The organism is Frigidibacter oleivorans (assembly GCF_003993775.1).
GTDB lineage: Bacteria > Pseudomonadota > Alphaproteobacteria > Rhodobacterales > Rhodobacteraceae > Frigidibacter > Frigidibacter oleivorans.
Window position 1 is genome coordinate 68,601 of the sequence record NZ_RJRZ01000011.1, and the last position, 25,925, is coordinate 94,525.

Consider the following 25,925-nt stretch of genomic DNA (forward strand, 5'->3'; position numbering starts at 1 on the left):
TCGGCGCGCGCCCCTGCAAGGGCGCATCCCCGGCACCGGGGGGCCGCCGGCCCGCCGTCGCGCGGCCCTCCGCCGGCCCGATTCTGCCGCGGTTGCGAATGTTCACCTTTCGTTTACTATTCCGGCTTGGAGACTCGGGCGGCCTGCCCTATCTCTTGCCAGTCGAAAGCGGGGGCATCATGGCCGAACAGAAGTTCATCGAGGTGCGCGGCGCACGCGAACACAACCTCAAGGGCGTCGATGTCGACATTCCCCGGGACAGTTTCACCGTGATTACCGGCCTGTCGGGGTCGGGCAAGTCCTCGCTGGCCTTCGACACGATCTATGCGGAAGGCCAGCGCCGCTATGTCGAATCGCTGTCGGCCTATGCCCGGCAGTTCCTCGACATGATGGGCAAGCCGGACGTGGACCATATCTCGGGCCTGTCCCCTGCCATCTCGATCGAGCAGAAGACCACGTCGAAGAACCCGCGTTCGACCGTGGGCACCGTGACCGAGATCTACGACTATCTGCGCCTGCTCTATGCGCGGGCCGGTACGCCCTATAGCCCCGCGACCGGCCTGCCGATCACCGCGATGCAGGTGCAGGACATGGTGGATGCGGTCATGGCCCTGCCCGAGGGCAGCCGCGCCTATCTGCTGGCCCCGATCGTGCGCGACCGCAAGGGCGAATACCGCAAGGAGATCGCCGAGCTGCGCAAGCAGGGCTTCCAGCGGCTGAAGGTCGACGGCAATTTCCACGAGATCGACGAGGTGCCGGCGCTGGACAAGAAGTTCCGCCATGACATCGACGTGGTGGTGGACCGGATCGTGGTGCGCGAGGGGCTGGAAACGCGGCTGGCCGACAGCCTGCGCACCGCGCTGGACCTTGCCGACGGCATCGCGGTGCTGGAAATGGCCGCCCCCGCCGAGCCGCCCGAAGGCTTCGTGCCCGAGCGGATCACCTTTTCCGAGAATTTCGCCTGCCCGGTCTCGGGCTTCACCATCCCGGAAATCGAGCCGCGGCTGTTTTCCTTCAACGCGCCCTTCGGCGCCTGCCCGGTCTGCGACGGGCTGGGGATGGAGCTGTTCTTCGACGAACGGCTGATCGTGCCCGACGTGACGCTGAGCCTGGCGCAGGGCGCACTGGCCCCCTGGGCGAAGTCGAAAAGCCCCTACCAGACCCAGACCATCGACGCGCTGGCCAAGTTCTATGGCTTCGACAAGCGCAAGCCGTGGAAGGACCTGCCCGAAGCGGTGCACAAGCTGCTGCTGCACGGATCGGGCGGCGAGGAGATCCCCTTCCGCTTCGACGAGGGTGGCCGGGTCTATTCCGTCACCCGCAGCTTCGAGGGGATCATCCCCAACATGGAGCGGCGCTATCGCGAGACCGACAGCGCCTGGTCGCGCGAGGAAATGGAACGCTGGCAGAACAACCGCCCCTGCCATGCCTGCGGCGGCTACCGGCTGAAGCCCGAGGCCCTGGCGGTGAAGATCGCGGGCCTGCATGTGGGCCAGGTCGTCGAGATGTCGATCAAGGAGGCCTTCGCCTGGGTCGAGACGGTGCCCGCCGCGCTGAGCGCCCAGAAGAACGAGATCGCCCGCGCGATCCTGAAGGAGGTGCGCGAACGGCTGGGCTTCCTCGTCAATGTCGGGCTCGACTACCTGACGCTGTCTCGCGCGGCGGGCACGCTGTCGGGCGGCGAAAGCCAGCGCATCCGGCTGGCCAGCCAGATCGGCTCGGGCCTGACCGGGGTTCTCTATGTGCTCGACGAACCGTCCATCGGCCTGCACCAGCGCGACAACGACCGGCTGCTGACCACGCTGAAGAACCTGCGCGACCAGGGCAACACCGTGCTGGTGGTGGAACATGACGAGGATGCGATCCGCCATGCGGATTACGTGTTCGACATGGGGCCAGGCGCGGGGGTGCATGGCGGCGCGGTGGTGGCGCATGGCACGCCCGCAGCCATTGCCGCCGACCCGGCCAGCCTGACCGGCCAGTACCTGTCGGGCCATCGCGAGATCGCGGTGCCCGCGACGCGGCGCAAGGGCAACGGCAAGAAGCTGGTGGTGGAACGCGCGACCGGCAACAACCTGAAGGCGGTGACCGCCGAATTCCCGCTGGGCCGCTTCGTCTGCGTCACTGGCGTGTCCGGCGGCGGCAAGTCCACCCTGACCATCGAGACGCTCTACAAGACCGCGGCGCTGCGGCTGAACGGCGCGCGGGAGACGCCCGCCCCCTGCGACACGATCCGCGGCTTCGAGCATCTGGACAAGGTGATTGACATCGACCAGCGCCCGATCGGCCGCACCCCGCGGTCGAACCCCGCCACCTATACCGGCGCCTTCGGACCGATCCGCGACTGGTTCGCGGGCCTGCCCGAGTCACAGGCGCGGGGCTACAAGCCCGGTCGGTTCAGCTTCAACGTCAAGGGCGGGCGCTGCGAGGCCTGCCAGGGCGATGGCGTGATCAAGATCGAGATGCATTTCCTGCCCGACGTCTATGTCGAATGCGAGACTTGCAAGGGCAAGCGCTATAACCGTGAGACGCTGGAAATCAAGTTCAAGAACAAGAGCATATCCGACGTTCTTGACATGACGGTCGAGGATGCGCAGGGCTTCTTCGCCGCCGTGCCCGCGATCCGGGAAAAGATGGATGCGCTGGTGCAGGTGGGGCTGGGCTATATCAAGGTCGGCCAGCAGGCGACGACGCTGTCGGGCGGCGAGGCGCAGCGGGTGAAGCTGTCGAAGGAGCTCAGCCGCAGGTCCACGGGCCGCACGCTCTATATCCTCGACGAACCGACGACCGGCCTGCATTTCGAGGATGTGCGCAAACTTCTTGAAGTGCTGCATGAACTGGTCGAGCAGGGCAACACCGTCGTGGTGATCGAGCACAACCTCGATGTCATCAAGACCGCCGACTGGATCATCGACATCGGCCCCGAGGGCGGCGACGGCGGCGGCGAGATCGTCGCCACCGGCACCCCGGAACAGGTGGCCGAGGCCGAGCGCAGCCATACCGGGCGCTACCTCAAGCCGATGCTGAAGCCGCGCCGGGTGGCGGCGGAATAGCTCAGTCCAGCAGCGCGAGCCCGGTCACGTCCATGACTTCCAGCACCGCGTGGGTTTCGGCATCCACGCGGTAGGTCACGCCCTCGGCGCGGTAATAGCGCCAGTTGCCGGTGACCGCCGGCAGGCCATAGCGCGGCGGGTCGATCAGCATGTTGTGGTCATAGATCGGGAAGGTGTCGCCCACGGCGAAATCGCTGCCCGGGGCCGGCGCGGCGGTGGGGGTGACGCGGATATGCTTGGCGCCGGTCGGACCGATCGAGGTCTCATGCAGCGCCAGCACGCAGGGGGCGGTGCCGTCGATGGCGGTGATGGTGCGGGTGCAATGGTCGGCGCTGGCGGCGACGGGCAGCAGTCCGGGCGTCAGGCACAGGCCGGCCAGGGCCAGGGAACGGGCGAGCGTCATGGCTAACATCCTGTCACGGAAGGGTGAATTGCCGTGACAACGACCGTGCGCGGCTTTGGTTCCGCCCCGGTCGCCTTTCCGCACTCCGCCGTCTCAGCGCGCCTTGAACAGCCCGCCGAGGATGCCGCGCACCAGCGTCCGCCCCGCCTGATTGCCCACCTGCCGCGCGAGGCTTTTGCCGAAGGTTTCGACGATGCTGTCGGACCGCGAGCTGCGCCGCGCGGTGCCGGCGGGACGCGCGGTAGACTTGCCCACCGTCTTGCCGTCATAGCGGCGGGCAGACCGGAACTCCCGCTCCTCGGCCTCGGCCCGGGCCTCGGTTTCCTCGGCCGCGGCGGCGGCCTTCCCGGCGGCCTCCGCCCGTGCCGCGAGCCGCTCGAAGGCGCTGTCGCGATCCACCGCCACCGCATATTTCGCGCCATAGGGCGAGGCCGCGACGATGGCCGCGCGCTCTTCCCCGGCGATCGGGCCCAGCTGGCTCGCCGGCGGGCGCACCAGCGTGCACTGCACCATCCCCGGCACGCCCTTGGCCTGAAGGAACGAGGTCACGGCCTCGCCGGTCCCCACCTCCCGGATCGCGGTTTCGGTGTCGAACCCGGGATTGGCGCGATAGTTCTGCGCGGCACGGGCCAGATCCTTCTGGTCCTTCGCGGTGAAGGCGCGCAGCGCGTGCTGCACCCGGTTGCCCAGCTGGCCCAGCACGTCGTCGGGCACGTCGGCGGGGTTCTGGGTGACGAAATAGACGCCCACGCCCTTGGACCGGATCAGCCGGGCCACCTGTTCCACCTTGTCCACCAGCGCCTTGGGCGCGTCGTCGAACAGCAGATGCGCCTCGTCGAAGAAGAACACGAATCTCGGGCGGTCGGGGTCGCCCACCTCGGGCAGTGTCTCGAAGAGTTCCGACAGAAGCCACAGCAGGAAGGTCGCGTACAGCCGCGGCGCCCCCATCAGCCGGTCGGCGGCAAGGATGTTGACCCGGCCCGCCCCGCCAGGCGCGGGGGCCATCATGTCGGCCAGATCCAGCGCCGGTTCGCCGAAGAACCCCGCCCCGCCCTGATTTTCCAGCACCAGCAACTGCCGCTGGATCGCGCCGATGCTGGCGGCGGCGACATTGCCATAGCGCAGGCCGATGGCATCGGCGTTCTGCCCGATCCAGACCAGCATCGCCTGCAGGTCCTTCAGGTCCAGCAGCGGCAGGCCTTCTTCATCCGCCAGCCGGAAGGCGATGTTCAGCACGCCCTCCTGCGCCTCGGTCAGGTCGAGCAGTCGGGCCAGCAGCAGCGGCCCCATCTCGGTCACCGTGGTCCGCACCGGATGGCCCTGCTCGCCCCAGAGATCCCAGAAGGTGACAGGGGTCGCGGCATAGGCCAGGTCGTAACCGATGGTGGCCGCGCGTTCGGCGAAGGCGGCGTGCAGCTTGCCCGCGGGGTCGCCGGCTTTGGCCATGCCCGCCAGATCGCCCTTCACGTCGGACAGGAAGACCGGCACCCCCGCGGCGGAAAACCCCTCGGCCAGAACCTGCAGGGTCACGGTCTTGCCGGTGCCGGTCGCCCCCGCGATCAGGCCGTGGCGGTTGCCGTATTTCAGCAGCAGATGCTGGGGTTCGGCATGGCCCGGGCCGCCGCCGCCGACGAAGATCGCCTCGCCCTCCAGAATACCCGTCATGCCGCCCCCCCCTGTCGTCTTGCGGGCCGGACACGGCCGGCGCCGGTCCGACAATACATCCTTAACCGGCTCGCGCCAGAGTGGGCGGGCCGCGCCGTAGTCCCGCGCGGCATGTGCTTCCTCCCTGTCGGACTGGGCCGTGTCTGCGGACGCGGCCCTTTTTTCGCGCATCGCGCCGCGGGCAGGCCCCGCGCCGTCGCACCGCCGCCCGGATCGCGGGCATCGGGTCTGCCGGGCGCCCGTCTGCAAGGCAATGGCGGCCGCCGCTTCATGCATCGCATATGGGGAATTCGTTCCTGTTGACGCCTGCCGCCGAAGTGCCTAGCGTCCCCTGCAATCACTAAGTCGGCCAGTCCGACAGGGAGCGCATCGGGAAAAGGGTCCGTCCGGGGCCCTTTTCCTTTTTCCGGCCCCCGCAACGGCCCGCGGACGCCCGGCGCAGGCATCGCGGCAGCCATCGCGGCGGCGGGATCGCGCAATCGTCACGCCAGTCCGCCCTTGATCGCCGCTTCGGCACCTGACACTACGGGGACCGCGTGCTAGACCGGCGCGCGAAGAGCTCTGACCCACGGTGCATGACATGACCGATTTCAAGACCCCGCTCCGCCTCGCGCTCGTTCTGGCGCTCGGTGCGGCCCTTCCCGCCGTCGCACAGGACGCCGCGCCGGCCGCGCCGGCAGAAACGCCCGCCCCCGCTGCCGAGGCGCCCGCCGATGCCCCCTCCGCCGATGCGCCCGCTGCTGCCGAGGCTCCGGCCGAGGAAGGCGGCATCGGCCAGCCCTATGTCGCGGCGACGCATGGCGACTGGCAGCAGCGCTGCCTGCGCACCGAATCCGGCGCGGACCCTTGCCAGCTGTACCAGCTGCTGAACGACGACCGCGGCAATGCGGTGGCCGAGTTCAGCATGTTCGGCCTGCCCGAGGGGCAGGAGGCGGTGGCCGGTGCCACGATCATGGCCCCGCTGGAAACCCTGCTGACCGAGGCGGTGATCCTGCAGATCGACGGTGGCGAGGCCAAGCGCTATGGCTTCACCTTCTGCGCGCAACAGGGCTGTGTGGCGCGGGTCGGCTTCACGCAGGCCGAACTCGACGCCTTCCGCCGCGGCAACGAGGCGACCGTCGCTATCACGCCGCTCGGCGCGCCCGACCAGCGCGTGGCGCTGACACTGTCGCTGCGGGGCTTCACCGCCGGGTTCGAGGCGGTCGCCGCCGCGAACGAGAAGGCGAACGCGGCCGCGGCCGCCGCAGCCCCGTCCGGCAACTGATCGCGGGCAACTGATCGCGGGCAACCGCGGCGCCCGAACGCAGAACGCCGCCCCGACCGGGCGGCGTTTCGCATTCCGGCCGCCGTCGCGCGCACTCAGGCGCGGCGCAGCGCGATCACCGCGTTCAGCCCGCCGAAGGCAAAGGCGTTGGACAGCGCGACCTCGACCCGCGCCTCGCGCGCCACGTTCGGCACCACGTCCAGCGCGCATTCCGGGTCCGGCTCCTCATAGCCCACGGTGGGCGCGACGATGCCGTCGCGCAGGGCCAGGATGCAGGCCAGCAGCTCCACCGCGCCGGTGCCGCCGATGATATGGCCATGCATCGACTTGGTGGAGGAGATCATCACCCGGTCGGCATGCTGGCCGAAGGCATGGGCGACGGCCGCGCTTTCGGTCTTGTCATTGGCGGCGGTGCCGGTGCCGTGAGCGTTGATATAGCCCACTTCCTCGGGGTTCAGCCGCGCGTCGCGCAGGCAGCCGGAAATCGCCCGCTCGGCCCCCTGCTGCGAGGGCATCACGATATCCGACGCGTCCGAGGACATGGCGAAGCCGATCACCTCGGCCAGGATATCGGCACCGCGGGCGCGGGCATGGTCCCAGTCCTCGAAGACGAAGACGCCCGCGCCCTCGCCCTGCACCATGCCGTTGCGGTTGGCGCTGAACGGCCGGCAGGCGTCGCGCGACATCACCCGCAGCCCCTCCCAGGCCTTGATGCCGCCGAAGGTCAGCATCGCCTCGGACCCGCCGGTCACCATCGCCTTGCAGGCGCCCGAGCGGACCATCTGGAAGGCGAGGCCCATGGCGTGGTTGGAACTGGCGCAGGCGGTCGAGACGGTGAAGGAGGGGCCGCGCAGGTTCCATTCCATGCTGACATGGCTGGCCGCGGCGGAATTCATCAGCTTCGGCACCACGAAGGGGTGGACGCGGTTCTTCCCCTCTTCATAGACCAGCCGGTAGTTGTCGTCCCAGGTGTTCATGCCGCCCGCGGCGGTCCCCAGCACCACCCCGGCTTCATAGCCCAGGTTGCCGTTGAAGTTCAGGCCCGACTGGTCGATCGCCTGACGGGCGGCCAGCAGGGTGAACTGGGTGAACCGGTCGTAGAGCGCGATCTGCTGGCGGTTGAAATGCGCCTCGGGATCGTAGTCGCGGACCTGCCCGCCGATGCGGATCGACAGCCGGTCCACGTCACGGAACTGCAATTCGCCGATGCCGCAGCGGCCCTCGCGGAAGGCGTCGAAGGTGGCGGCAACGTCATGGCCGAGCGCGTTGATCGTGCCCGCGCCGGTGATCGCGACGCGCCGGGGCGCGCCGGGTCGTGCCTCGGTCATGCGGTCTGCCCGGCGATCAGCTTTTCCACCGCCGCGACGATGGCCGCGACCGAGGAGATGTCGAACTCGCTCTGCGACGGATCGTTGGCGTTGAACGGAACCGAGATGTCGAAGGCCTCCTCGATGGCGAAGATCGATTCGACGAGCCCGAGGCTGTCGATCCCCAGATCCTCGAGGCTCGAGTCCAGCGTCACCTGTTCGGGGTCCAGCACGGCCTGTTCGGCGATGATGGCGATGACGCGGTCCTTGACGCTTGCGCTGTCGCTCATGGTTCTATCCTTCCATCGCCCGAACGCCGGGCGGTCAGCCCTTCTGGCCGAGCTTTGTAACAGCTTCTTTAAGTTCCGCCACCTGCGCGAACAGCCGCCCCAGACGGCGGATGTTCTTCCACGCCTCGACATGGCTTTCCATCTTCAGCGCGGGCGAGCCGAGCAGCACCCGCCCCGCCGGCGCATTGGTGAAGATCTTGGTAGCCCCGCCCGCGATGACGTCGTCGCCCACGAAGATGTTGTCGCTGACCCCGCATTGCCCGCCCAGCACCACCCGGTCGCCGATCCGGGCCGATCCGGCGATGCCCACCTGCCCGCACAGCAGGCAGTCGCGGCCCACCTGCACGTTGTGGCCGACATGGACGAGGTTGTCGAGCTTGGTGCCGTCTCCGATGCGGGTGGCGCGCACCGTGCCCCGGTCGATGGCGCAGTTCGCGCCCACCTCGACGTCGTCGCCGATCTCGACCGTGCCCAGCGAATGGATCCGCAGCCAGGGCTGGGCGGTGACCGCACCGCGCTCGCCCAGGGTTTCGCGGATTTCCTCGACGCCCGATTTCTGCTCGGTCACGAAGGAGAAGCCGTCCGAGCCGATCACCGCGCCCGGCTGGCAAATGAAGCGGTCGCCGATCGCCACCCGCGCCCCGATCCGGGCGCCCTGCAGGATCAGCGCGTCGCTGCCGATCCGCGCGCCTTCGGCGATGCTGGCATGGGCGGCGATGCGGGCGCCGGGGCCGATGACCACGTCCGCGCCGATGGTGACGAAGGGACCGATGGCCGCGCCGGGGCCGATGAAGGCGGCGGGATCGACGATGGCGGCGGGATGGATGCCGGGCGCGATGGCCGGGCCGGGGTCGAAGACCCGCGTCAGCCCCGACATGGCCAGGCGCGGCCGGTCGATCAGGATGGCGCCGGCGAGGCCCATCCCCTGCCAGTCCGCCCCGTCCCACAGCACCGCCGCCCGCGCCTGCCCCTGTGCCAGCCCGGGCGCATATTTCGGGTCCATCGCCAGTGCCAGCTGGGCAGGGCCCGCCTGCGCGGGTTCGGCGGCGCCCGTCACCCGCAGCGCACCGTCGCCGCAGACCCGCCCGCCGATGGCCCGGGCGATCTCGGTCAGGGAATGGTCGGTCGCGCGCATCTCACCTCCGCCGGCGACCGATCGGGCCACCTTCGGACGATCTAGCCACCAACCGCCGGAAGTGCCACCCCGGCGGCGGCCAGCGCGTCGAAAATCGCCGCATCGCGCCCGTAGATGTCGCGACGATAGTCCATCCGCCCCCGCGGGGTCGGCCAGGCGGTGAAATAGACCAGATGCACCGGCACCGGCCGGTCGAGGTTGATGCGCGATTCCCGGCCCGGGTCCAGATGCGCGGCGAACAGGCCCTCGGGGTCGTCGGACTGGGCGGCCAGCAGCGCATAGGCGAAGTCGAAGGGCCGGCCCAGCCGGATGCAGCCGTGGCTGAAGGCGCGCACCTCTTTCTGGAACAGCGACTTCGACGGGGTGTCGTGCAGGTAGATGTTCCACTGGTTGGGGAACATGAACTTCACCAGCCCGAGCGCATTGGCATCCGACGGCGGCTGGTTGATCGAATAGGGGAAGGTGCGGGCGCTGTAGGCCGCGAAGTTGACCGAGGAGCGGCTGACCACCCGCCCCGACCTGTCGACCACGTTCAGATGGCTGACGGCGTTGGGGTTCTTCTGCAGCATCGGCAGATATTCCTTCACCGTGATGCTGCGGGGCACATACCAGGTGGGGTTGACCACCATGTATTCCATCATGTCCGAGAATTCGGGGGTGCGGCGGTCGGACTGGTTCATGCCGACGACGCTGACCGTCTCGAAGGTCACGCTGCCATGGTCGACGATGCGGGCGGTGAAATCGGGCAGGTTGACCCAGACATGCCGGTCGCCCAGTTCGGTGCCGTTCATCCAGCGCAGCCGCTCCATCGCGACGATCACCGATTCCATCCGCGCCTCGGGCGGGACGTTGACCTCGGCGATGGTCGCCTCGCCGGCGATGCCGTCCGGGGTCAGCCCGTGGTCGAGCTGGAACTGCTGGACCGCCCCCTGCAGCATGCCGTCGAAGTCGCGCGTGGCGGTGCGGCCCAGATAGCCCATCGCCGCCAGCCGGTCGCGCAACGCCACCACCGCCGGGCCGCTGTCGCCCGGCTGCAGCTTGCCCGCCGGAACCTCGGCACCCCAGCCACCGCCCTCGATGGCGCGCCGCAGGTCGAGCCGGGCCTTGCGCAATTGCGCATATTGCGGCGCCTGCGGCGCCAGCCCCCGCAGCACCCGCGCCGGATCCGCCCCCGCGATGGCCGCCAGCAGCGCCGCCGGATCGGGGCGGTGCAGCTCTCGCACGATCCCGGCGTCGATCCGCGCCGGGTCCAGCACGCCCGAACTGATGTCATGCGCATAGGCGAGGAAGGCGAGGCTCAGCTCTGCCTCGATCCGGGCGCGGTCGCTTTCGCTGCGGATCGCGGCGATGCCCGCGCGCAGGCGGACGGGGTCATAGCGGCCCGTCGGCAGCCCGTGATCCGCCGCGCCGTCCAGCGCCGCGAACAGCGCCGCGCGCCGCGCGCCATCCTCGGGCGTGGTCCAGATCGGCATCTGGTTACGCGCGCGGTAGAAGTCCTGCAACACCCCGGACCCGGCGCTGGCCTCGGCCAAGGCCTGCGCGAAAGGCGAGATCAGGCTGTCGGCGGTCGCGCCCGCCATCTGCGGCGCCCCCGCCAGCAGCGCCGCCACCGCCGTCCATCGCCCGAACCGCCCGATCGCAGACCGCATCACCTTGTCCCCACATCGCTTTTGCCGCGCCTTCGGCGGAAGGTGCGGCTTTGCCGCGCGGCTGTCCACGGGTGGCGCGCAGCGCAAGCGCAGAATTGTCGCATCTTGGCCACAGGCAGGCGCGCCGGCTGTCCACGGCCCGGCAATGCCACGGGATTAAGCAATATTCTGCCTATTCCCGCAGCCGGCCCGCCCGTTCGTCCACGAGAGCGTTGGCAGGATGCCCCGGGCATGGCATAAACGCGGTGCACTTGGGGATAACTTGAAGAATGCCGCAAAAAACTGCGGCGAGACGACGGGACAGGCGCATCCATGACTGACCACACCGGTTGCATCTCGCGGCGCGGGGTGCTGGGGATTTTCGCGGCGACGGCTGTCGTGGCGGCCCCGACCTACTCCAATGCCTTCGGCTTCCTCCGCGGCGCGGGCGATGTGCGCCGCATCCGCATGTATTCGGGCCGGACGGGCGAAAGCCTCGACACGATCTACTGGCTGGACGGCGAGTACATCCCCGAGGCGATGACCGAAATCAATCACTTCATGCGCGACTGGCGCACGGATCAGGCGGTGCGCTTCGATGCGCGCACCATCGACATCGCCGCGGCCTCGCACCGGCTGATGGACGTGTCGGAACCCTACATGATGCTTTCGGGCTATCGCTCGCCCCAGACCAATGCGATGCTGCGGTCGCGGTCGGGCGGCGTGGCGAAGAACTCGCTGCACATGAAAGGCCAGGCGGCGGACCTGCGGCTGACCTCGCGGTCGGTGTCGCAGATGTTCAAGGCGGCCTCGGCCTGCAGCGCGGGCGGCGTCGGCAAATACTCGCGGTCGAACTTCGTGCACATGGATTGCGGTCCGGTCCGCACCTGGGGCGGCTGAACCGCCTCCCCCTTCGCGATGCGGGCCCTGGCCCGCGAAAGGCGCCCTCCGAGGCGCCTTTTTCATGCCGGGCCGCCGGACTGCCGCCGCGCCATGCTTGCGTCCCGCGCCGCGACACCGCCAGATATGCGGGCTGCCAGCCCTTCCCTGCGAGCCAGCTTTTCCCTGCGAGGATGCCATGACCCAATCGCCGCCCGAAGCCGCCGCCCGGACGGGCAAGATCGCCTGTCACCTGATCGGCGCGCCCGTCGATACCGGCCAGCGCCGCCCCGGCTGCCTGATGGGGCCGGCCGCCTATCGGGTCGCGGGGATCGCCGGGATGCTGGCCGACCTCGGCCATCAGGTGACCGACCGCGGCGATGTGGCGCTGCCGCCCCTGCGCGAGGTGACCTGCCCCAACCCGGCGGTGCATTCCCTTGCCGAAACCGTGGGCTGGACCGAGGCGCTGTCCGCCGCGGGCCGGGCGGCGCTGGCCGAGGGCGGGTTCCCGATCTTTCTCGGCGGCGACCATTCGCTGTCGCTGGGGTCGGTCGCGGGCGTCGCCGCCCATGCGCAGGCGGTGGGCCGGCCGCTGTTCCTGCTGTGGCTGGACGCGCATTCCGACTATCACACGCCGCTGACGACGAAGTCCGGCAACCTGCACGGCACGCCCGTGGCCTATATCGCCGGGCGCCCGGGCTTCGACGCCTTCCCGCCCTTCCCCGCGCCGCTGCCGACCGGGAACATCAGCCTCTATGGCATCCGCTCGGTCGACCCCGCCGAACATGCGGCGCTGCAGGAGGGCGAGATCGACATCAACGACATGCGGGTGCTGGACGAATTCGGGATCGTGGCGCCGTTGCGGGAATTTCTGGACGTGGTGAAATCCCGGAACGGATTGCTGCATGTCTCGCTGGACGTGGATTTCCTCGACCCGTCGATCGCGCCTGCCGTGGGCACCACCGTTCCGGGCGGCACCACCTTCCGCGAGGCGCATCTGGTGATGGAACTGCTGCACGAAAGCGGGCTCGTCACCTCGCTCGACCTCGTGGAGCTGAACCCCTTCCTCGACGAACGCGGGCGGACGGCCCGGCTGATGGTCGATCTGGTGGCGAGCCTGATGGGCCGGAAGGTGTTCGACCGGCCGACGCGGGCCTTCGTCTAGGACGTCGCGACGCCGTCAGCGCGCATCCTCCAGCACCATCTCGGCCGCCTTCCAGCCGACGAGGATCGCCGGGGCGTTGGTGTTTCCGCCGGGGATGGTGGGAAAGATCGAGGCATCGGCGACCCGCAGCCCCGGCACGCCATGCACGCGCAGCCGCGCATCCACCACCGCGCCGGCCGGGTCCGGCCCCATCCGCGCCGTGCCCGAGGCGTGATAGACGGTCCCCGACCGCAGCCGGAAATCGGCGATCAGCTCCTCATCCGTGGCGGTGGCGGGGCCGGGGCGCAGCTCCTCGGCGATCAGCCCGGCCAGCGGCGGGGCGGCAGCGATCCGGCGCAGGAATTTCACCGCCGCCAGCATCTCGGCCACGTCGCCCTCGGTGGAAAAGGCGTTGGGCTGAATGCGCGGCGCGGCGAAGGGATCGGCACTGGCGAGCCGGATCCAGCCCCGGCTGGACGGGCGGCAGTTCGACAGGCCCAGCGACAGGCCCGGGAAGGGATCGGGCGTCAGCACCGGCCGTTCGCCCACGCGCGGGATGATGGTCGAGAAGGCCTGCATGTAAAGCTGCATGTTCGGCCGGTCGAGCGCCGGATCGGTGCGGAAGAAGCCGCCGCCCTGGTTGATCGACATCGACAACGGTCCCGCCCCCGTCAGCAGCCAGCGCGCTCCGGCCAGCGCCTTGCCCCACCAGGGGCGCAGCTGCTGGTTCAGCGTCGGCACCGTCATCCGCCAGGTGTAGTTCAGGCCCTGATGGTCCATCAGGTGCTGGCCGACATTCGGATTGTCGTGGCGCACGTCCAGGCCCATCGCCCGCAGCTCCGCCCCCGGCCCGATCCCCGACAGCAGCAGCAGTTGCGGCGTGTTGACCGCCCCGGCGGCGAGGATCACCTCGCGCCCCGCCCGCGCCCGCCGCTCGCCCCCGCGATGCCGGTAAGTCACGCCCGTCACGCGGTTGCCCTCCCAGATCAGGCCGGTGGCCTGCGCCCGGGTCCGCAGCACCAGGTTGCGTCGCCGCAGGGCCGGGCGCAGGAAGGCCCGCGCCGCCGACATCCGCCGCCCGCCCTTCACCGTCAGCTGGTAGATGCCCGCGCCCTCTTGCTGCGCGCCGTTGAAATCCGGGGTCTCGGGCAGGCCCGCGGCGGCGCAGGCAGCGACGTAGGCATGGGTCAGCGGATGCAGCCCGGCGCGGTTGGCCGAGATGTGCAGCGGCCCGCCCTGCCCGCGCCAGTCGTCGGCGCCGCCCTCCCAGTCCTCGATGGCGCGGAAGGCGGGCAGCACCGCGTCCCAGCCCCAGCCCGGATTGCCCGCGTCGCGCCAGTCGTCATAGTCGCTGCGATGCCCCCGGATCCAGACCATCGCGTTGATCGAGGAGGAGCCGCCCAGCACCTTGCCGCGCGGCCAGTAATCGGCCTGCCCGGCCAGCCCCGGATCGGGTTCGGCGCGATAGGCCCAGTTGACCCCGGTGTCGTAGAACAGCTTGCCATAGCCGAGCGGCATCTGCACGAACAGCCGCAGGTCGCTGCCGCCCGCCTCCAGCAGCAGCACCCGGTACCGGCCCGAGGCGGTCAGCCGTTCGGCCAGCACGCAGCCGGCGGACCCGGCGCCGACGATGATGTAGTCGAAATCCTCGTCCGTCACCGTCACCACCCGTCCCGCCGGGGCGGTGCCGGCCGCCTGCCCGCATGACCGCCCGGCCGTTCCCCCTGCGGCCCAAACCAAACATTCCGCCCGCAAAAGGGCAGTTCCATATGCGACATTCCGGCGACGGAATCGGCGCGCGGTTCGTCCGGTCCGCCCTAGCGGGGATCACGGGGAATGCCGAGTGTTGACCATAGGTTAACCGCCCATCCGACTGCCCGCGCCTTGGGCGAATGCTGCGTCAGGGGGCAGCGCCCGCCGCCTTGCACGGCCCGCGCACCGCCCGCCCGGGCGCCGGATGCGGCGAAGGGGCGCTGGCGATGCGCCGGCGCTGGACAGAGCCTGCGCCCCCATGCAAACGTGACGCCGGAACCGTCCGGGGAGGGAGACGGCAACACCGCGGAACAACCGCGGAATCCTCCCGTGCGGTCTCGACTATCGTTTCTTAGGGAGGATCCTGATGGACCGTCGTTCATTTCTGACCAAGGCCAGCGTCGGCGGGGCCGCTGCCGCCGCCTCGGCCGCGCTGGCTGCACCCGCCGTCGCGCAAACCATGCCGAAGGTGACCTGGCGCCTGACCTCGTCATTCCCGAAATCGCTGGACACGATCTATGGCGGCGCCGACGCGCTGTCGAAGTTCCTGAGCGAGGCGACCGACGGCAACTTCCAGATCCAGGTCTTCCCGGCCGGCGAACTGGTGCCCGGCCTGCAGGCCGCCGACGAGGTGACCGCCGGCAACATCGAGGCCTGCCACACGGTGGGCTACTACTACTGGGGCAAGGACCCGACCTACGCGGTGGCGGCGGCCGTGCCCTTCTCGCTGTCGGCCCGCGGCATCAACGCCTGGCACTACCATGGCGGCGGTATCGACCTGTACAACGAGTTCCTGGCGCAGCACAACATCTACGCCCTGCCCGGCGGCAATACCGGCGTGCAGATGGGTGGCTGGTTCCGCAAGGAAATCAACACCGTGGCCGACATGCAGGGCCTGAAAATGCGCGTCGGCGGCTTCGCCGGCAAGGTGATGGAACGCCTTGGCGTGGTGCCGCAGCAGATCGCCGGCGGCGACATCTATCCGTCGCTGGAAAAGGGCACCATCGACGCTGCCGAATGGGTCGGCCCCTATGACGACGAGAAGCTGGGCTTCTTCAAGGTCGCGCCCTACTACTACTATCCCGGCTGGTGGGAAGGTGGCCCGACGGTCCACTTCTACTTCAACAAGGCCGCCTATGAGGGCCTGCCGCCCGCCTATCAGTCGCTGCTGCGCACCGCCGCGATGGCCGCCGACCACGACATGCTGGCCAAGTACGACTACAAGAACCCCACCGCCATCAAGTCGCTGGTCGCGCAGGGCACGCAGCTGCGTCCCTTCTCGCCCGAGATCCTCGAGGCCTGCTTCAACGCGGCGAACGAGGTCTATGCCGAAATGGAGGCCTCGAACCCGGCCTTCGCCAAGATCTGGCAGTCGATCAAGGCCTTCCGCAGCGAGAACTACACCTGGGCGCAGATCGCGGAATACAACTACGACACGTTCATGATGATCCAGCAGAACGCCGGCAAGCTCTGATCCCGGATCGCATCGAGTGACGAGGCCCCGCGGTGATGCCGCGGGGCCTTTTTTGCATCTCGTCGTGGAATGCCGGCACCGATAGCCTGCCCCCCGGAAACGGAAACGGCGGCCCCAGGGGGCCGCCGTGTGTCGTCTGGACGAGGCGATCAGTTGCCCGCAGGCGCCGCCGTCCCCGGTTGCTGCAGCCCCGGCGGCAGCCCGCCAAGGCCGCCCGGCTGTGCCGGGGCAGGTGCCGCCGGGGTGGCCGGCGCGGGTGCCGGCGCGGCCCCCGGAGCCAGTCCTGGTGCCAGTCCCGGAGCCAGTCCGGGCGCGGCCCCCGGCGCGGGCGCGGCGCCCGGTGCCGGTGCCGTGCCGCCCAAGCCACCGCCGAGACCACCGCCGAGACCGCCGCCCAGGCCACCCAGCCCGCCGCCACCCAGCCCGCCGCCGAGCTGCGGCAGGGTGATCGTGACATTCTCCATGTCCACGGCCGGGCCCCTGTAGTGCATGACCATCTGCGGGAAGGCCACCACCACCACGATCATCACCAGCTGGATCACCAGGAACGGCACCGCGCCGAGGTAGATCTGCCCGGTCGTCACCGGCTGCACCGTCTGGCCCGTCACCCGGTCCTTGAACGGCAGCCGCGGCGCCACCGATCGCAGGAAGTGCAGCGCGAAGCCGAAGGGCGGGTGCATGAACGAGGTCTGCATGTTCACCGCGAGGATCACCCCGAACCAGATCAGGTCGATCCCGAGCGCCTCGGCCGGCGGCACCAGCAGCGGCACGATGATGAAGGCCAGTTCGAAGTAGTCGAGGAAGAAGGCCAGGAAGAAGACCAGCACCGACACCACGATCAGGAAGCCCACCTCGCCGCCCGGCAGCGAGGTCAGCAGATGTTCGACCCACAGATGCCCGTTCACCCCGTAGAAGGTCAGCGAGAAGACCCGCGCCCCGATCAGGATGAACATGACGAAGGCCGACAGCCGGGTCGTCGAGTGCAGCGCCTGGCTGATGACGCCCATGTTCAGCCGGCCCTTGGCCGCCGCGAGGACCAGCGCCCCCACGGCCCCCATCGCCCCGCCTTCGGTCGGCGTCGCCACGCCGAGGAAGATGGTGCCGAGCACGAGGAAGATCAGCGCCAGCGGCGGGATCAGCACGATGATCACCTGCTGCGCCAGCCGCGACATCAGGTTCAGCTTCAGCCCCTTGTCGATCAGCGCGGCGGCATAGATCACCAGCACCCCGATGCCGAAGCCGATGATGTCGGCATCCGCGCCCATCGAGGGTTCCAGCCAGTAGATCGCGCCCCAGGTGATCGCGATGCAGACCGCCATCGCCACGAAGAACGAGGTGATGCCCGATCCCAGCGTCCGCGCCTCCTTCGGCAGGGCCGGCACGCGCGACGGTGCGACGATCGACAGCACGAAGATGTAAAGCAGGTAGAAGCCGGTCAGCACCAGCCCCGGGATCAGCGCGCCCTTGTACATGTCGCCGACCGACCGGCCCAGCTGGTCGGCCAGCACGATCAGCACGAGGCTCGGCGGCACGATCTGCGCCAGCGTGCCCGAGGCCGCGATCACGCCCGAGGCCAGCCTGCGGTCATAGCCATAGCGCAGCATGATCGGCAGCGAGATCAGGCCCATGGCGATGACCGAGGCCGCGACCACGCCGGTGGTGGCGGCCAGCAGCGCGCCCACGATCACCACGGCATAGGCCAGGCCGCCCCGCACCGGGCCGAACAGCTGGCCGATGGTGTCGAGCAGGTCCTCGGCCATGCCGGACCGTTCCAGCACGATCCCCATGAAGGTGAAGAAGGGAATGGCAAGCAATGTCTCGTTCGACATCACCCCCCACAGCCGGTTCGGCATGGTGTTGAGCAGCGGCCAGTCGAGCGAGATCACCCCGTTCGACAGCGGCGCAAGCTCGACCCCGATAAAGAAGAACAGCAACCCGTTCGCGGCCAGCGCGAAGGCCACGGGATAACCCACGATCAGGAACAGGATCAGCGATCCGAACATGATCGGGGCGAGGTTGGTGGCGATGAATTCCATCAGCGGCTCTCCCCGGCCGAGGCTTCGGCGACCGTATCCGCCGCGCCATGGGACGAGCCATGCGGCCCGTCATCGGGGATCTGCCCGGTCATCACCGCGATCTTCTTGATGATCTCCGACACGCCCTGCAGCGCCAGCAGGAAGAAGCCGATCAGCAGCAGCAGCTTGGCCGGCCACAGGATCAGCCCGCCCGAATTGGTAGAGACCTCGCCCAGTTCCCAGGACCGCAGCACATAGGGGACGAGATAATAGATCATCAGCAGGGCGAAGGGCATCAGGTAGAAGATATGCCCCAAGAGGTCGATCCAGTGCTGCACCCGCCGCGGCAGCGCGCCATAGAGGATGTCGATGCGGATATGTTCGTTCTGCTTCAGCGTATAGGCCGCGGCCAGCAGGAACGCCGCCCCGAACAGATACCATTGCAGTTCCAGCCATGCGTTCGACGATGTGTTCAGCGTCTTGCGCACGATCGCGTTGCCTGCGCTCACCACGATTGCCACGAGGATCAGCCAGGCCACCGCCCGCCCGATCGCCTCGTTGGCGCGGTCGATGAGCCTGGAAAGGCCTAGAAGCCCACCCATACCGTCCTCCCTGTCACCTGTACCCCTGTTGGATGCGGCCGTTCCGGCCCCATTGCGCCTTCCTATGGCGAAGCCGCGATAAGGCGTCAATCACGCTGCTGTCGCAGGGGGGGCTTCCCGGGCGTCAATTGTGGAAAACCGCAGGCGCGGCTGCGGGCACGGCCCGGACCCGGCCGGGCCCGGCAGGACAAATGCCGAGTCCGGGACTATGAAATAGAGGGAAGACCGGCCCCGCACGGGGCCGGAGGACCGGGCGCTCAGCGGGCGCGGTCGTATTGCGCGGGCTGCACCTGGCCCAGCCAGGTCTCGGTCAGCGGCTGGCCCTGCCGCGACAGATAGGCCCGGATGTCCACCGTCTCGGCCCCGTTGGCGGCGATGTCGAAGATCAGCCGCCAGCGGTCGGTGCCCACCACCGGCAGCGCATAAGCCTGCACCAGATCGACGCCCTCCGGCAGCGTGATCTCGGGCGTGACGCCGTCCTGCTGGCCGAGGCCGTCGACCGCCGGCCCCTCGAAATCCAGCGCGAATTTCAGGTGCCCCGCCGGGCGCGGATGGCCGGGCACGCCGCCCGCGCCGATCCGGCTGGCCACGGTGCGGGCCAGCGGCGAGGAGACGGGCGCATCGACGCCCCAGTGCAGGCGATAGTCGAAGTCCAGTTCCTGCCCGGCCTGGGGCGGCTCGGCCGGGTTCCAGTAGGCGACGATATTGTCGTAGATCTCGTCATTGGTCGGGATCTCGACCAGTTGCACCTGTCCCTTGCCCCAGGGCGACAGCGGCTCGATCCAGACGGCGGGGCGCTTGTCGTAGAACACCCCGTCATCCTCGTAATTCTCATAGTCGCGGTCGCGCTGGATCAGGCCGAAGCCCTGCGGGTTTTCCGTCACGAAGCTGGAGGTGACGACGCGCGAGGGGTTGTGCAGCGGGCGCCAGACCTGTTCGCCATTGCCCATCACCATCATCAGCCCGTCGGTGTCATGCACCTCGGGCCGCCAGTCGAAGCCCAGCACCCGGTTCGTCTCGGAATACCAGAACATCGAGGTCAGCGGCCCGATCCCCAACCGCTCCACCGGCTGGCGGAAGAACAGGCGGCTGGAGATCTCCATCACCTGCCCCTGCCCTTCGGTATTGGTCGTCACCATCCGGTAGGCGCCGGTGACCGAAGGGCTGTCCATCAGCGCATGGATGATCACCGTGGCCGATCCGTCCTGCGGCTTCTCGATGTAGAACTCGCTGAAACGCGGAAATTCCTCGGGGATCGACAGGCCGGTGTTGATCGCCAGGCCGCGCGCCGACAGGCCGTATTGCCGCAGCGCGCCGTCGGTGCGGAAATAGGCGCCGCCGAGGAAGCTGATCCAGTCGGTCTTCATGTCCGGCCGCATCAGCCGGAACCCGGCAAAGCCCGTGCCCTGCGTCAGCGCCCGGGCGGGGCTGTCCTCGGGCATGTCGAAGAAGCGCGGATCGTACAGAACCTCGCGCGCCTCGCCGCCCTCGACGACGCTCATCTTCACCGGGCTGCGGAAATAGGTGCCCAGATGGAAGAACTGCATCGGCACGTCGCCCACCGTCACCGTCGCCTCGGGGCGAAAGCGGATGCGCCAATGCGCGTCATAGTCGATCCGTTCCAGCACCTCGGGCTGGGCCACCTCGGGCGCGTGCCAGGGCGCCGCCGCCATCGCCCGGGCGCGTTCGGCCAGCAGGTCGAAGCTGAAGGGCTGCGCCGCGCCATAGGCCGGGGCGAAGGCCGGTTCCGCCGCCGGGGCGGAAACCGGGATTGGCTGTCCGGGCGCGGTCTCGGCGGCCAGCGGGCCGGCGGCCAGCGCGGCCACGAGGACCAGCGCCGCGGGCATCAGCCGGCGGAACGCGGGCCGGGGGGACGGTGTGACGGGACGCAAGGGTCGCAGCACGGGCGGAAACTCCACGAAGGGCAACAGGAACGAAGGGCGCCCGCTGCAAGCGCGGGCAAATCTGCTGCGTGCCTATGTCGTAGCTTAACCCGTTCTGGCAAGGGCGGCGAATGCCGCGCGCGCGAAATGCGGTTCCGGTCGCGGCTTTTCGCACACAAGATGGTCGCGGGCGGGCGAGACGCCGCCGGCGCGGGCGGCCAGGCTCCCGCCCCGTGCAACCCGCCGATGACATCGGCGCAAACCGAAGGCCATGCCTGTGACCATCGACTGGGACGACGCCTATGCCAATGCCGCCCATATCCCCGGCGGCGCCGACTATCCGGCCCGCTGGCAGGCGCGGGCAACGGGCTTCGTGGCGGATCTGCGCGACGCGACGCCCGGGCGCGTCGAGGCCGGGCTGCGCTATGGCACCGATCCGCGCGAGTGCCTCGACCTCTTCCATCCGGATGGCCCGCCCCGTGGGCTGGCCCTCTTCCTGCATGGCGGCTACTGGATGGCCTTCGGGCGCGAGGACTGGTCGCATCTGGCGGCGGGGGCGCTGGCCCGGGGCTGGGCGGTGGCGATCCCCTCCTACCCGCTCGCGCCCGGGGCGGACCTGCCCGGCATCCTTGCCGCCTGCGCCGCGGCGGCCGGCGCGGCGGGGGCCCGGGTGCCGGGGCCGATCCGGCTGGCGGGGCATTCGGCCGGGGCGCAACTGGCGCTGCGGCTGGCCTGCGCCGACAGCCCTCTGGCGGAGCCGGTGGCCCGCCGCCTGACCGGGGTGCTGGCCATCAGCGCGCTGGCCGACCTGCGGCCGCTGCGGCACACGCGCATGGCGCCGGCCCTGGGGCTGACGCAGCTCGCCGCGGCCCGCGCCGAAAGCCCCGCGCTCTGCGAACCGCGCGACGGGATCGAGGTGACGGCCTGGGTCGGTGCCGGGGAACGGCCTGCCTTCCTCGGCCAGACCCGCACGATCGCCGCCGTCTGGTCCGGGCTCGGCTGCCCGGTCCGCAGCGTCGAACAGCCCGGCCGGCACCATTTCGACGTGATCGACGATCTGGCGCGGCCGGATTCGGCGATGGTGGCGGCGTTTCTGGGCGAGGACTGACCGGCACGCCGCCGGATGCGGCGCGAATGTCGGAATCCCGGGCCAAAGCGTCGGTTTCCTGCGACTGCGACTGCAGCACCTCGCGTCCCATCTGACGCGGGGGCAACCGCCGCGCAGAAGCGGCCCCCTGCACCGGAACGCAGTGTCACATTACTTACGCGAACCGCCGCTAGGCCCGCCGCTGGAGACTGGGCGGCACCTTGCCGACGGTCGAACCGGAACCGGAACCCTGGGAGTTGAAGATGATCACCAAAGTGACGGGCACGCTCGCCCTCGCCTCGCTCTTGGCCTCGACCGCGATGGTCCAGGCGCAGTCGATGGCCGAACTGGAAGCCGCGGCCAAGGCCGAAGGCATGCTGACCACCATCGCCCTGCCCCATGACTGGTGCGGCTATGGCAAGGTCATCGAGGGCTTCAAGGCGAAGTATCCCGAGATCGAAGTGAACGAGCTGAACCCCGACGCGGGCTCTGCCGACGAACTGGAAGCCGTCCGCGCCAACCAGGGCAACACCGGCCCGCAGGCGCCCGACGTTCTGGACGTGGGCCTCGCCTTCGGCCCGCAGGCCAAGGACGAGGGCCTGATCCAGCCCTACAAGGTCGCGACCTGGGACGAGATCCCGGATGACGTGAAGGATCCGGACGGCTACTGGTATGGCGACTATTACGGCGTCATGGCCTTCGGCGTGAACACCGATCTGGTGGACAACGTGCCGATGTCCTGGGAAGACCTGCTGAAGCCGGAATATGCCGCCTCCTTCGCGCTGACCGGCGACCCGCGCGCCTCGAACCAGGCGATCCTGGCGCTGATGTCGGCCGGCATGTCGCGCGGCGCCGAGCCGGGCACCGAGTCGGGCGAGAAGGGCCTCGAGCTGATGGCCGAGATCAACAAGGCCGGCAACTTCGTCCCGGTCACCGCCAAGTCGGGCACCATCGCCCAGGGCCAGACCCCGATCGTCGCTGCCTGGGACTACAACCTGCTCGCCTGGCGCGACTCGCTGGCCGGCAACCCCCCGATGGAAGTCGTGATCCCCGAAGGCCCGAGCCTCGCCGGCGTCTACGTCCAGGCGATCTCGGCCTATGCGCCGCATCCGAACGCGGCCAAGCTGTGGATGGAATACCTGTACTCGGACGAAGGTCAGCTCGGCTGGCTGGCCGGCTACTGCCACCCCGCCCGCTTCAACGCGATGGTCGAGGCCGGCAAGATCCCGCAGGAACTGCTGGACGCGCTGCCCCCGGCCGAGGGCTATGCCCGCGCCGTGTTCCCGACCGTGGAACAGCAGGAAGCCAACAAGGCCGCCGTGTCCGGTGGCTGGGATAGCGTCGTCGGCGCCAACGTCCAGTAACGCCTCGGGGGGCCGCGCCCGCGGCCCCGACCGCAAGCCGAAACGAGGTCCGGCCCCCGCGGCCGGACCCGCAACCGGGGGACAGGGATGACCGAGATGACCGGCGCGACCTCTGCCGACAGCGCGGGCGCGGCACGACCGGCGCGCAGGCCGCTGCGCCTGCCGACGACATGGATCGGCATCGCGCCCTTCGCCGCCTTCGCGGTGCTGTTCCTGATCCTGCCGACGCTGAACATCGTGCTGGGCGCGTTCCGCACGCCCGAGGGTGCCTTCACCCTGGGCAACCTTGCGGGCCTGTTCACGCCGCAGATCCTCGGCCCCTTCTGGATTTCCATCAAGCTCAGCCTGATCTCGGCCGGGCTCGGCTGCCTGTTCGGGCTGCTGCTGGCCGCCGCCGTCACCCGCGGCGGGCTGCCGCCGGCGATCCGCTCGGCGCTGATGACCTTCTCGGGCGTCGCCTCGCAATTCGCGGGCGTGCCGCTGGCCTTCGCCTTCATCGCCACGCTGGGCCGGCTGGGGCTGGTCACGGTGCTGCTGAACGAGCTGTTCGGCATCCGGCTGATGGCGCTCGGCTTCAACCTGATCACCTTCACCGGGCTGGTGCTGACCTATCTCTACTTCCAGATCCCGCTGATGGTGCTGATCATCACCCCCGCGCTCGACGGGCTGAAGCGGGAATGGCGCGAGGCGGCCGAAAGCCTGGGCGCCACCGGGGCGCAATACTGGCGCATGGTGGCGCTGCCGGTGCTGTGGCCCTCGCTGCTCGGCACCTTCGCGCTGCTCTTCGCCAACAGCTTCGGCGCGGTGGCGACGGCGATGGCGCTGACCGGGTCGTCGCTGTCGATCGCGCCGATCATCCTCTTCGCGCAGATCCGGGGCGATGTGCTGGGCAATCCGCATCTGGGATATGCCGTGGCCTTCGGAATGATCGTCATCACCGGGCTTGCCAACCTGGCCTACATCCTCTTGCGCGCCCGCGCCGAACGGTGGCTGAAATGACCGTGCAGGACCTGTCCCCCCGCGCCCCCGTCGCCGGCCCCGTGCCCGGTTCCCTGCCGGCCCCCGGCCCGGGCCGCCGCTTCCGGCCGAACCTCGCCTCGCCGAAGGTCTGGTCCTGGATCGCCTTCGTGCTGGGGCTGCTCTATTTCTTCCTGCCGCTGATCGGCATGTTCGAGTTCAGCCTGCGGGCGCGGCGGGGCGAATATTCCTTCGACGCCTATCGCAACGTGCTGAGCGATCCGCAATTCGTCGCCACCTTCAGCTATTCGGTGGTGATGGCGCTGTGCACGATCGTGCTGGGGGTGCTGATCGTCGCCCCCACCGCCTTCTGGGTGCGGCTGAAACTGCCCTGGCTGCGGCCCTATGTGGAATTCGTCACCCTGCTGCCGCTGGTGATCCCGCCCATCGTCATCGTCTTCGGCTATATCCGGCTCTACAACACCTCGAGCTGGCTGCCGATGACCGGCACCGCGATGGGCACCAACATCCTGCTGATGTTCGGCTATGCCACGCTGTCCCTGCCCTACATGTACCGGGCCGTGGATACCGGGCTGCGCACCATCGACGTGGGCACCCTGACCGAGGCCGCGCAAAGCCTCGGCGCCGGCTGGGGCACCATCCTCGGCCGGATCATCCTGCCGAACGTGCTGGTCTCGATCCTGTCGGGCGCCTTCCTGACCTTCGCCATCGTCATCGGCGAATATGTCCTTGCGGCGCTGCTGAACCGCCCCGCCTTCGGCCCCTACATGGTCTGGATGGGCGGCAACCGCGCCTATGAACCCGCCGCGCTGGCGGTGATCGCCTTCACCATCACCTGGGCCTGCATGGGCCTGATCCAGCTGGCCACGCGGCTGAGCAAACACAACAGGGTAGAGCGTCGATGACCTTCCTCACGATCGAGCATCTGGAAAAGTCCTTCGGACCCACCCGCGTCGTCAAGGATTTCAGCCTGTCGGTGGAGAAGGGCGAGTTCGTGTCCTTCCTCGGGCCGTCGGGCTGCGGCAAGACCACGGTGCTGCGGATGGTGGCGGGGTTCGAGACGCCGACCTCGGGCACGATCCGCATCGACGGCAAGGACGTGACGCATCTGCGCCCGAACCAGCGCAGCATCGGCATGGTGTTCCAGGCCTATGCGCTGTTCCCCAACCTGACCGTGGCCGAGAACGTGGCCTTCGGGCTGAAGGTCAAGGGCGTGGGCGGCGAGGAGCGCGCCCGCCGCGTGCAGGAGATGCTGCAGATGATCGGCCTGCCCGATCTGGGCGCCCGCTATCCGTTCCAGCTGTCGGGCGGCCAGCAGCAGCGGGTGGCGCTGGCCCGGGCGCTGGCACCGCGCCCGCAGGTGCTGCTGCTCGACGAGCCGCTGTCGGCGCTGGACGCCAAGATCCGCGTCAGCCTCCGCGCCCAGATCCGCGAGATCCAGCGCGACCTCGGGATCACCACGATCTTCGTCACTCATGACCAGGAAGAGGCGCTGTCGATTTCCGACCGGGTGGCGGTGATGTATGGCGGCATCGCCGAACAGATCGGCCGCCCCTTCGAGATCTACAACCGCCCCGCCACCCGCTTCGTCGCGGAATTCGTGGGGCAGCTGAACCGGATCGAGGCGGCGGTGCTGGACCCGAACGCGGGCCGGGTGCGGATCGGCCATCAGGAAGTGGCGCTGTCCCGCCCCCTGCCCGCGGGCGAGCGGGTGACGCTGGCCTGCCGGCCCGAGGCGGTGAGCCTGGGCGCGGCGCCGGGCCGCGACCTGATCCTGCCTGCCGAGATCACCGAGGTCGATTTCCTGGGCGCGGTGATCCGGGTCAAGGCGAAGGCGGGGCTGTCGACCCTGTCGCTCGACACCTTCAACCGCCCCGACCAGCCCCCGCCCCAGCCGGGCGACCGGGTGCAGGTCTCGCTGGCGCCCGCGGACCTGCTGGTGCTGGAGGGCTGAGAGGGCGGAGGGGGGCGCTGCCCCCCGGCTGCTGCCGCAGCCTCCCCC

General features: G+C 69.4%; 20 protein-coding genes. 10 read left to right on the top strand and 10 right to left on the bottom strand.

What is annotated here, in order from left to right; all coding sequences use genetic code 11:
- Positions 1 to 179: 179 nt before the first annotated feature.
- Entirely contained in the window at positions 180 to 3,053 is a 2,874-nt protein-coding gene (gene uvrA / locus EEY80_RS13765) for an excinuclease ABC subunit UvrA (RefSeq protein ID WP_126977301.1), read from the top strand.
- A 1-nt stretch (position 3,054) separates the two neighbouring features.
- Here the strand turns inward: uvrA and EEY80_RS13770 are convergent, their stop codons facing one another.
- Both EEY80_RS13770 and EEY80_RS13775 read right to left on the bottom strand, forming a co-directional pair.
- Positions 3,055 to 3,456: a hypothetical protein gene (locus EEY80_RS13770; RefSeq protein WP_126977303.1), complete on the bottom strand. Its 402-nt coding sequence runs from the start codon at positions 3,454 to 3,456 to the stop codon at positions 3,055 to 3,057.
- 93 nt (positions 3,457 to 3,549) lie between these two features.
- Complete coding sequence (locus EEY80_RS13775) at positions 3,550 to 5,121, bottom strand: helicase HerA-like domain-containing protein (RefSeq protein ID WP_126977304.1); 1,572 nt, start codon at positions 5,119 to 5,121, stop codon at positions 3,550 to 3,552.
- A 580-nt stretch (positions 5,122 to 5,701) separates the two neighbouring features.
- Here EEY80_RS13775 and EEY80_RS13780 point away from each other — a divergent pair.
- Complete coding sequence (locus EEY80_RS13780; protein ID WP_126977306.1) at positions 5,702 to 6,385, top strand: invasion associated locus B family protein; 684 nt, start codon at positions 5,702 to 5,704, stop codon at positions 6,383 to 6,385.
- A gap of 95 nt (positions 6,386 to 6,480) precedes the next feature.
- Here the strand turns inward: EEY80_RS13780 and EEY80_RS13785 are convergent, their stop codons facing one another.
- The 4 genes from EEY80_RS13785 to EEY80_RS13800 are packed head-to-tail and all read right to left on the bottom strand — an operon-like array spanning position 6,481 to position 10,766.
- The gene (locus EEY80_RS13785) at positions 6,481 to 7,713 is read right to left on the bottom strand and encodes a beta-ketoacyl-[acyl-carrier-protein] synthase family protein (RefSeq protein ID WP_126977308.1); all 1,233 of its coding nucleotides are present in this window, start codon (positions 7,711 to 7,713) and stop codon (positions 6,481 to 6,483) included.
- Positions 7,710 to 7,982 (bottom strand): acyl carrier protein, encoded by a 273-nt coding sequence (locus tag EEY80_RS13790; protein WP_126977310.1) that lies wholly within the window; start codon positions 7,980 to 7,982, stop codon positions 7,710 to 7,712. The genes EEY80_RS13785 and EEY80_RS13790 overlap by 4 nt, the downstream gene beginning before the upstream one ends.
- A 34-nt stretch (positions 7,983 to 8,016) precedes the next feature.
- The gene (locus tag EEY80_RS13795; protein WP_126977312.1) at positions 8,017 to 9,117 is read right to left on the bottom strand and encodes a UDP-3-O-(3-hydroxymyristoyl)glucosamine N-acyltransferase; all 1,101 of its coding nucleotides are present in this window, start codon (positions 9,115 to 9,117) and stop codon (positions 8,017 to 8,019) included.
- A 41-nt stretch (positions 9,118 to 9,158) separates the two neighbouring features.
- Positions 9,159 to 10,766 (bottom strand): L,D-transpeptidase family protein, encoded by a 1,608-nt coding sequence (locus EEY80_RS13800; protein WP_126977314.1) that lies wholly within the window; start codon positions 10,764 to 10,766, stop codon positions 9,159 to 9,161.
- Between the two features lie 312 nt (positions 10,767 to 11,078).
- On the opposite strand from EEY80_RS13800, the gene EEY80_RS13805 reads away from it, so the two are divergent.
- Together EEY80_RS13805 and rocF are read left to right on the top strand one after the other, a co-directional pair.
- A complete protein-coding gene (locus EEY80_RS13805) occupies positions 11,079 to 11,645 on the top strand; it encodes a YcbK family protein (RefSeq protein WP_126977316.1) in 567 nt (188 codons plus the stop codon).
- Between the two features lie 178 nt (positions 11,646 to 11,823).
- Complete coding sequence (gene rocF, locus EEY80_RS13810) at positions 11,824 to 12,789, top strand: arginase (RefSeq protein ID WP_126977318.1); 966 nt, start codon at positions 11,824 to 11,826, stop codon at positions 12,787 to 12,789.
- Positions 12,790 to 12,804: 15 nt separating this feature from the next.
- On the opposite strand, the gene EEY80_RS13815 is transcribed toward rocF, so the two are convergent.
- Positions 12,805 to 14,433: a GMC family oxidoreductase gene (locus EEY80_RS13815; RefSeq protein ID WP_126977320.1), complete on the bottom strand. Its 1,629-nt coding sequence runs from the start codon at positions 14,431 to 14,433 to the stop codon at positions 12,805 to 12,807.
- Positions 14,434 to 14,887: 454 nt separating this feature from the next.
- Here EEY80_RS13815 and EEY80_RS13820 point away from each other — a divergent pair, with 454 nt between their 5' ends.
- Positions 14,888 to 15,994 carry a TRAP transporter substrate-binding protein gene (locus EEY80_RS13820; RefSeq protein ID WP_126977322.1) on the top strand — a complete coding sequence of 369 codons (1,107 nt, stop codon included), beginning with the start codon at positions 14,888 to 14,890 and terminating at the stop codon, positions 15,992 to 15,994.
- Between the two features lie 149 nt (positions 15,995 to 16,143).
- Here EEY80_RS13820 and EEY80_RS13825 read toward each other — a convergent pair whose 3' ends face one another.
- The 3 genes from EEY80_RS13825 to EEY80_RS13835 form a co-directional block, all read right to left on the bottom strand.
- Complete coding sequence (locus tag EEY80_RS13825) at positions 16,144 to 18,033, bottom strand: TRAP transporter large permease (RefSeq protein ID WP_126977324.1); 1,890 nt, start codon at positions 18,031 to 18,033, stop codon at positions 16,144 to 16,146.
- Positions 18,030 to 18,611, bottom strand: coding sequence for a TRAP transporter small permease subunit (locus tag EEY80_RS13830; RefSeq protein ID WP_126977326.1), 582 nt, complete (start codon positions 18,609 to 18,611; stop codon positions 18,030 to 18,032). Before EEY80_RS13830 ends, EEY80_RS13825 begins: the two co-directional genes overlap by 4 nt.
- A gap of 257 nt (positions 18,612 to 18,868) precedes the next feature.
- On the bottom strand, positions 18,869 to 20,515 hold the full coding sequence (locus tag EEY80_RS13835; RefSeq protein ID WP_235829847.1) for a glucan biosynthesis protein: 1,647 nt from the start codon (positions 20,513 to 20,515) through the stop codon (positions 18,869 to 18,871).
- Positions 20,516 to 20,765: 250 nt separating this feature from the next.
- On the opposite strand from EEY80_RS13835, the gene EEY80_RS13840 reads away from it, so the two are divergent.
- From EEY80_RS13840 to EEY80_RS13860, 5 genes are all read left to right on the top strand, one after another.
- Positions 20,766 to 21,602 carry an alpha/beta hydrolase gene (locus tag EEY80_RS13840; RefSeq protein WP_126977328.1) on the top strand — a complete coding sequence of 279 codons (837 nt, stop codon included), beginning with the start codon at positions 20,766 to 20,768 and terminating at the stop codon, positions 21,600 to 21,602.
- A 254-nt stretch (positions 21,603 to 21,856) separates the two neighbouring features.
- Positions 21,857 to 22,945, top strand: coding sequence for an ABC transporter substrate-binding protein (locus tag EEY80_RS13845; protein ID WP_126977425.1), 1,089 nt, complete (start codon positions 21,857 to 21,859; stop codon positions 22,943 to 22,945).
- Positions 22,946 to 23,041: 96 nt separating this feature from the next.
- Positions 23,042 to 23,944, top strand: a complete 903-nt coding sequence (locus tag EEY80_RS13850; RefSeq protein WP_126977427.1) for an ABC transporter permease — start codon at positions 23,042 to 23,044, stop codon at positions 23,942 to 23,944.
- Positions 23,941 to 24,828: an ABC transporter permease gene (locus EEY80_RS13855; protein ID WP_126977330.1), complete on the top strand. Its 888-nt coding sequence runs from the start codon at positions 23,941 to 23,943 to the stop codon at positions 24,826 to 24,828. Before EEY80_RS13850 ends, EEY80_RS13855 begins: the two co-directional genes overlap by 4 nt.
- Complete coding sequence (locus EEY80_RS13860; protein ID WP_126977332.1) at positions 24,825 to 25,877, top strand: ABC transporter ATP-binding protein; 1,053 nt, start codon at positions 24,825 to 24,827, stop codon at positions 25,875 to 25,877. Before EEY80_RS13855 ends, EEY80_RS13860 begins: the two co-directional genes overlap by 4 nt.
- Positions 25,878 to 25,925 lie beyond the last annotated feature (48 nt).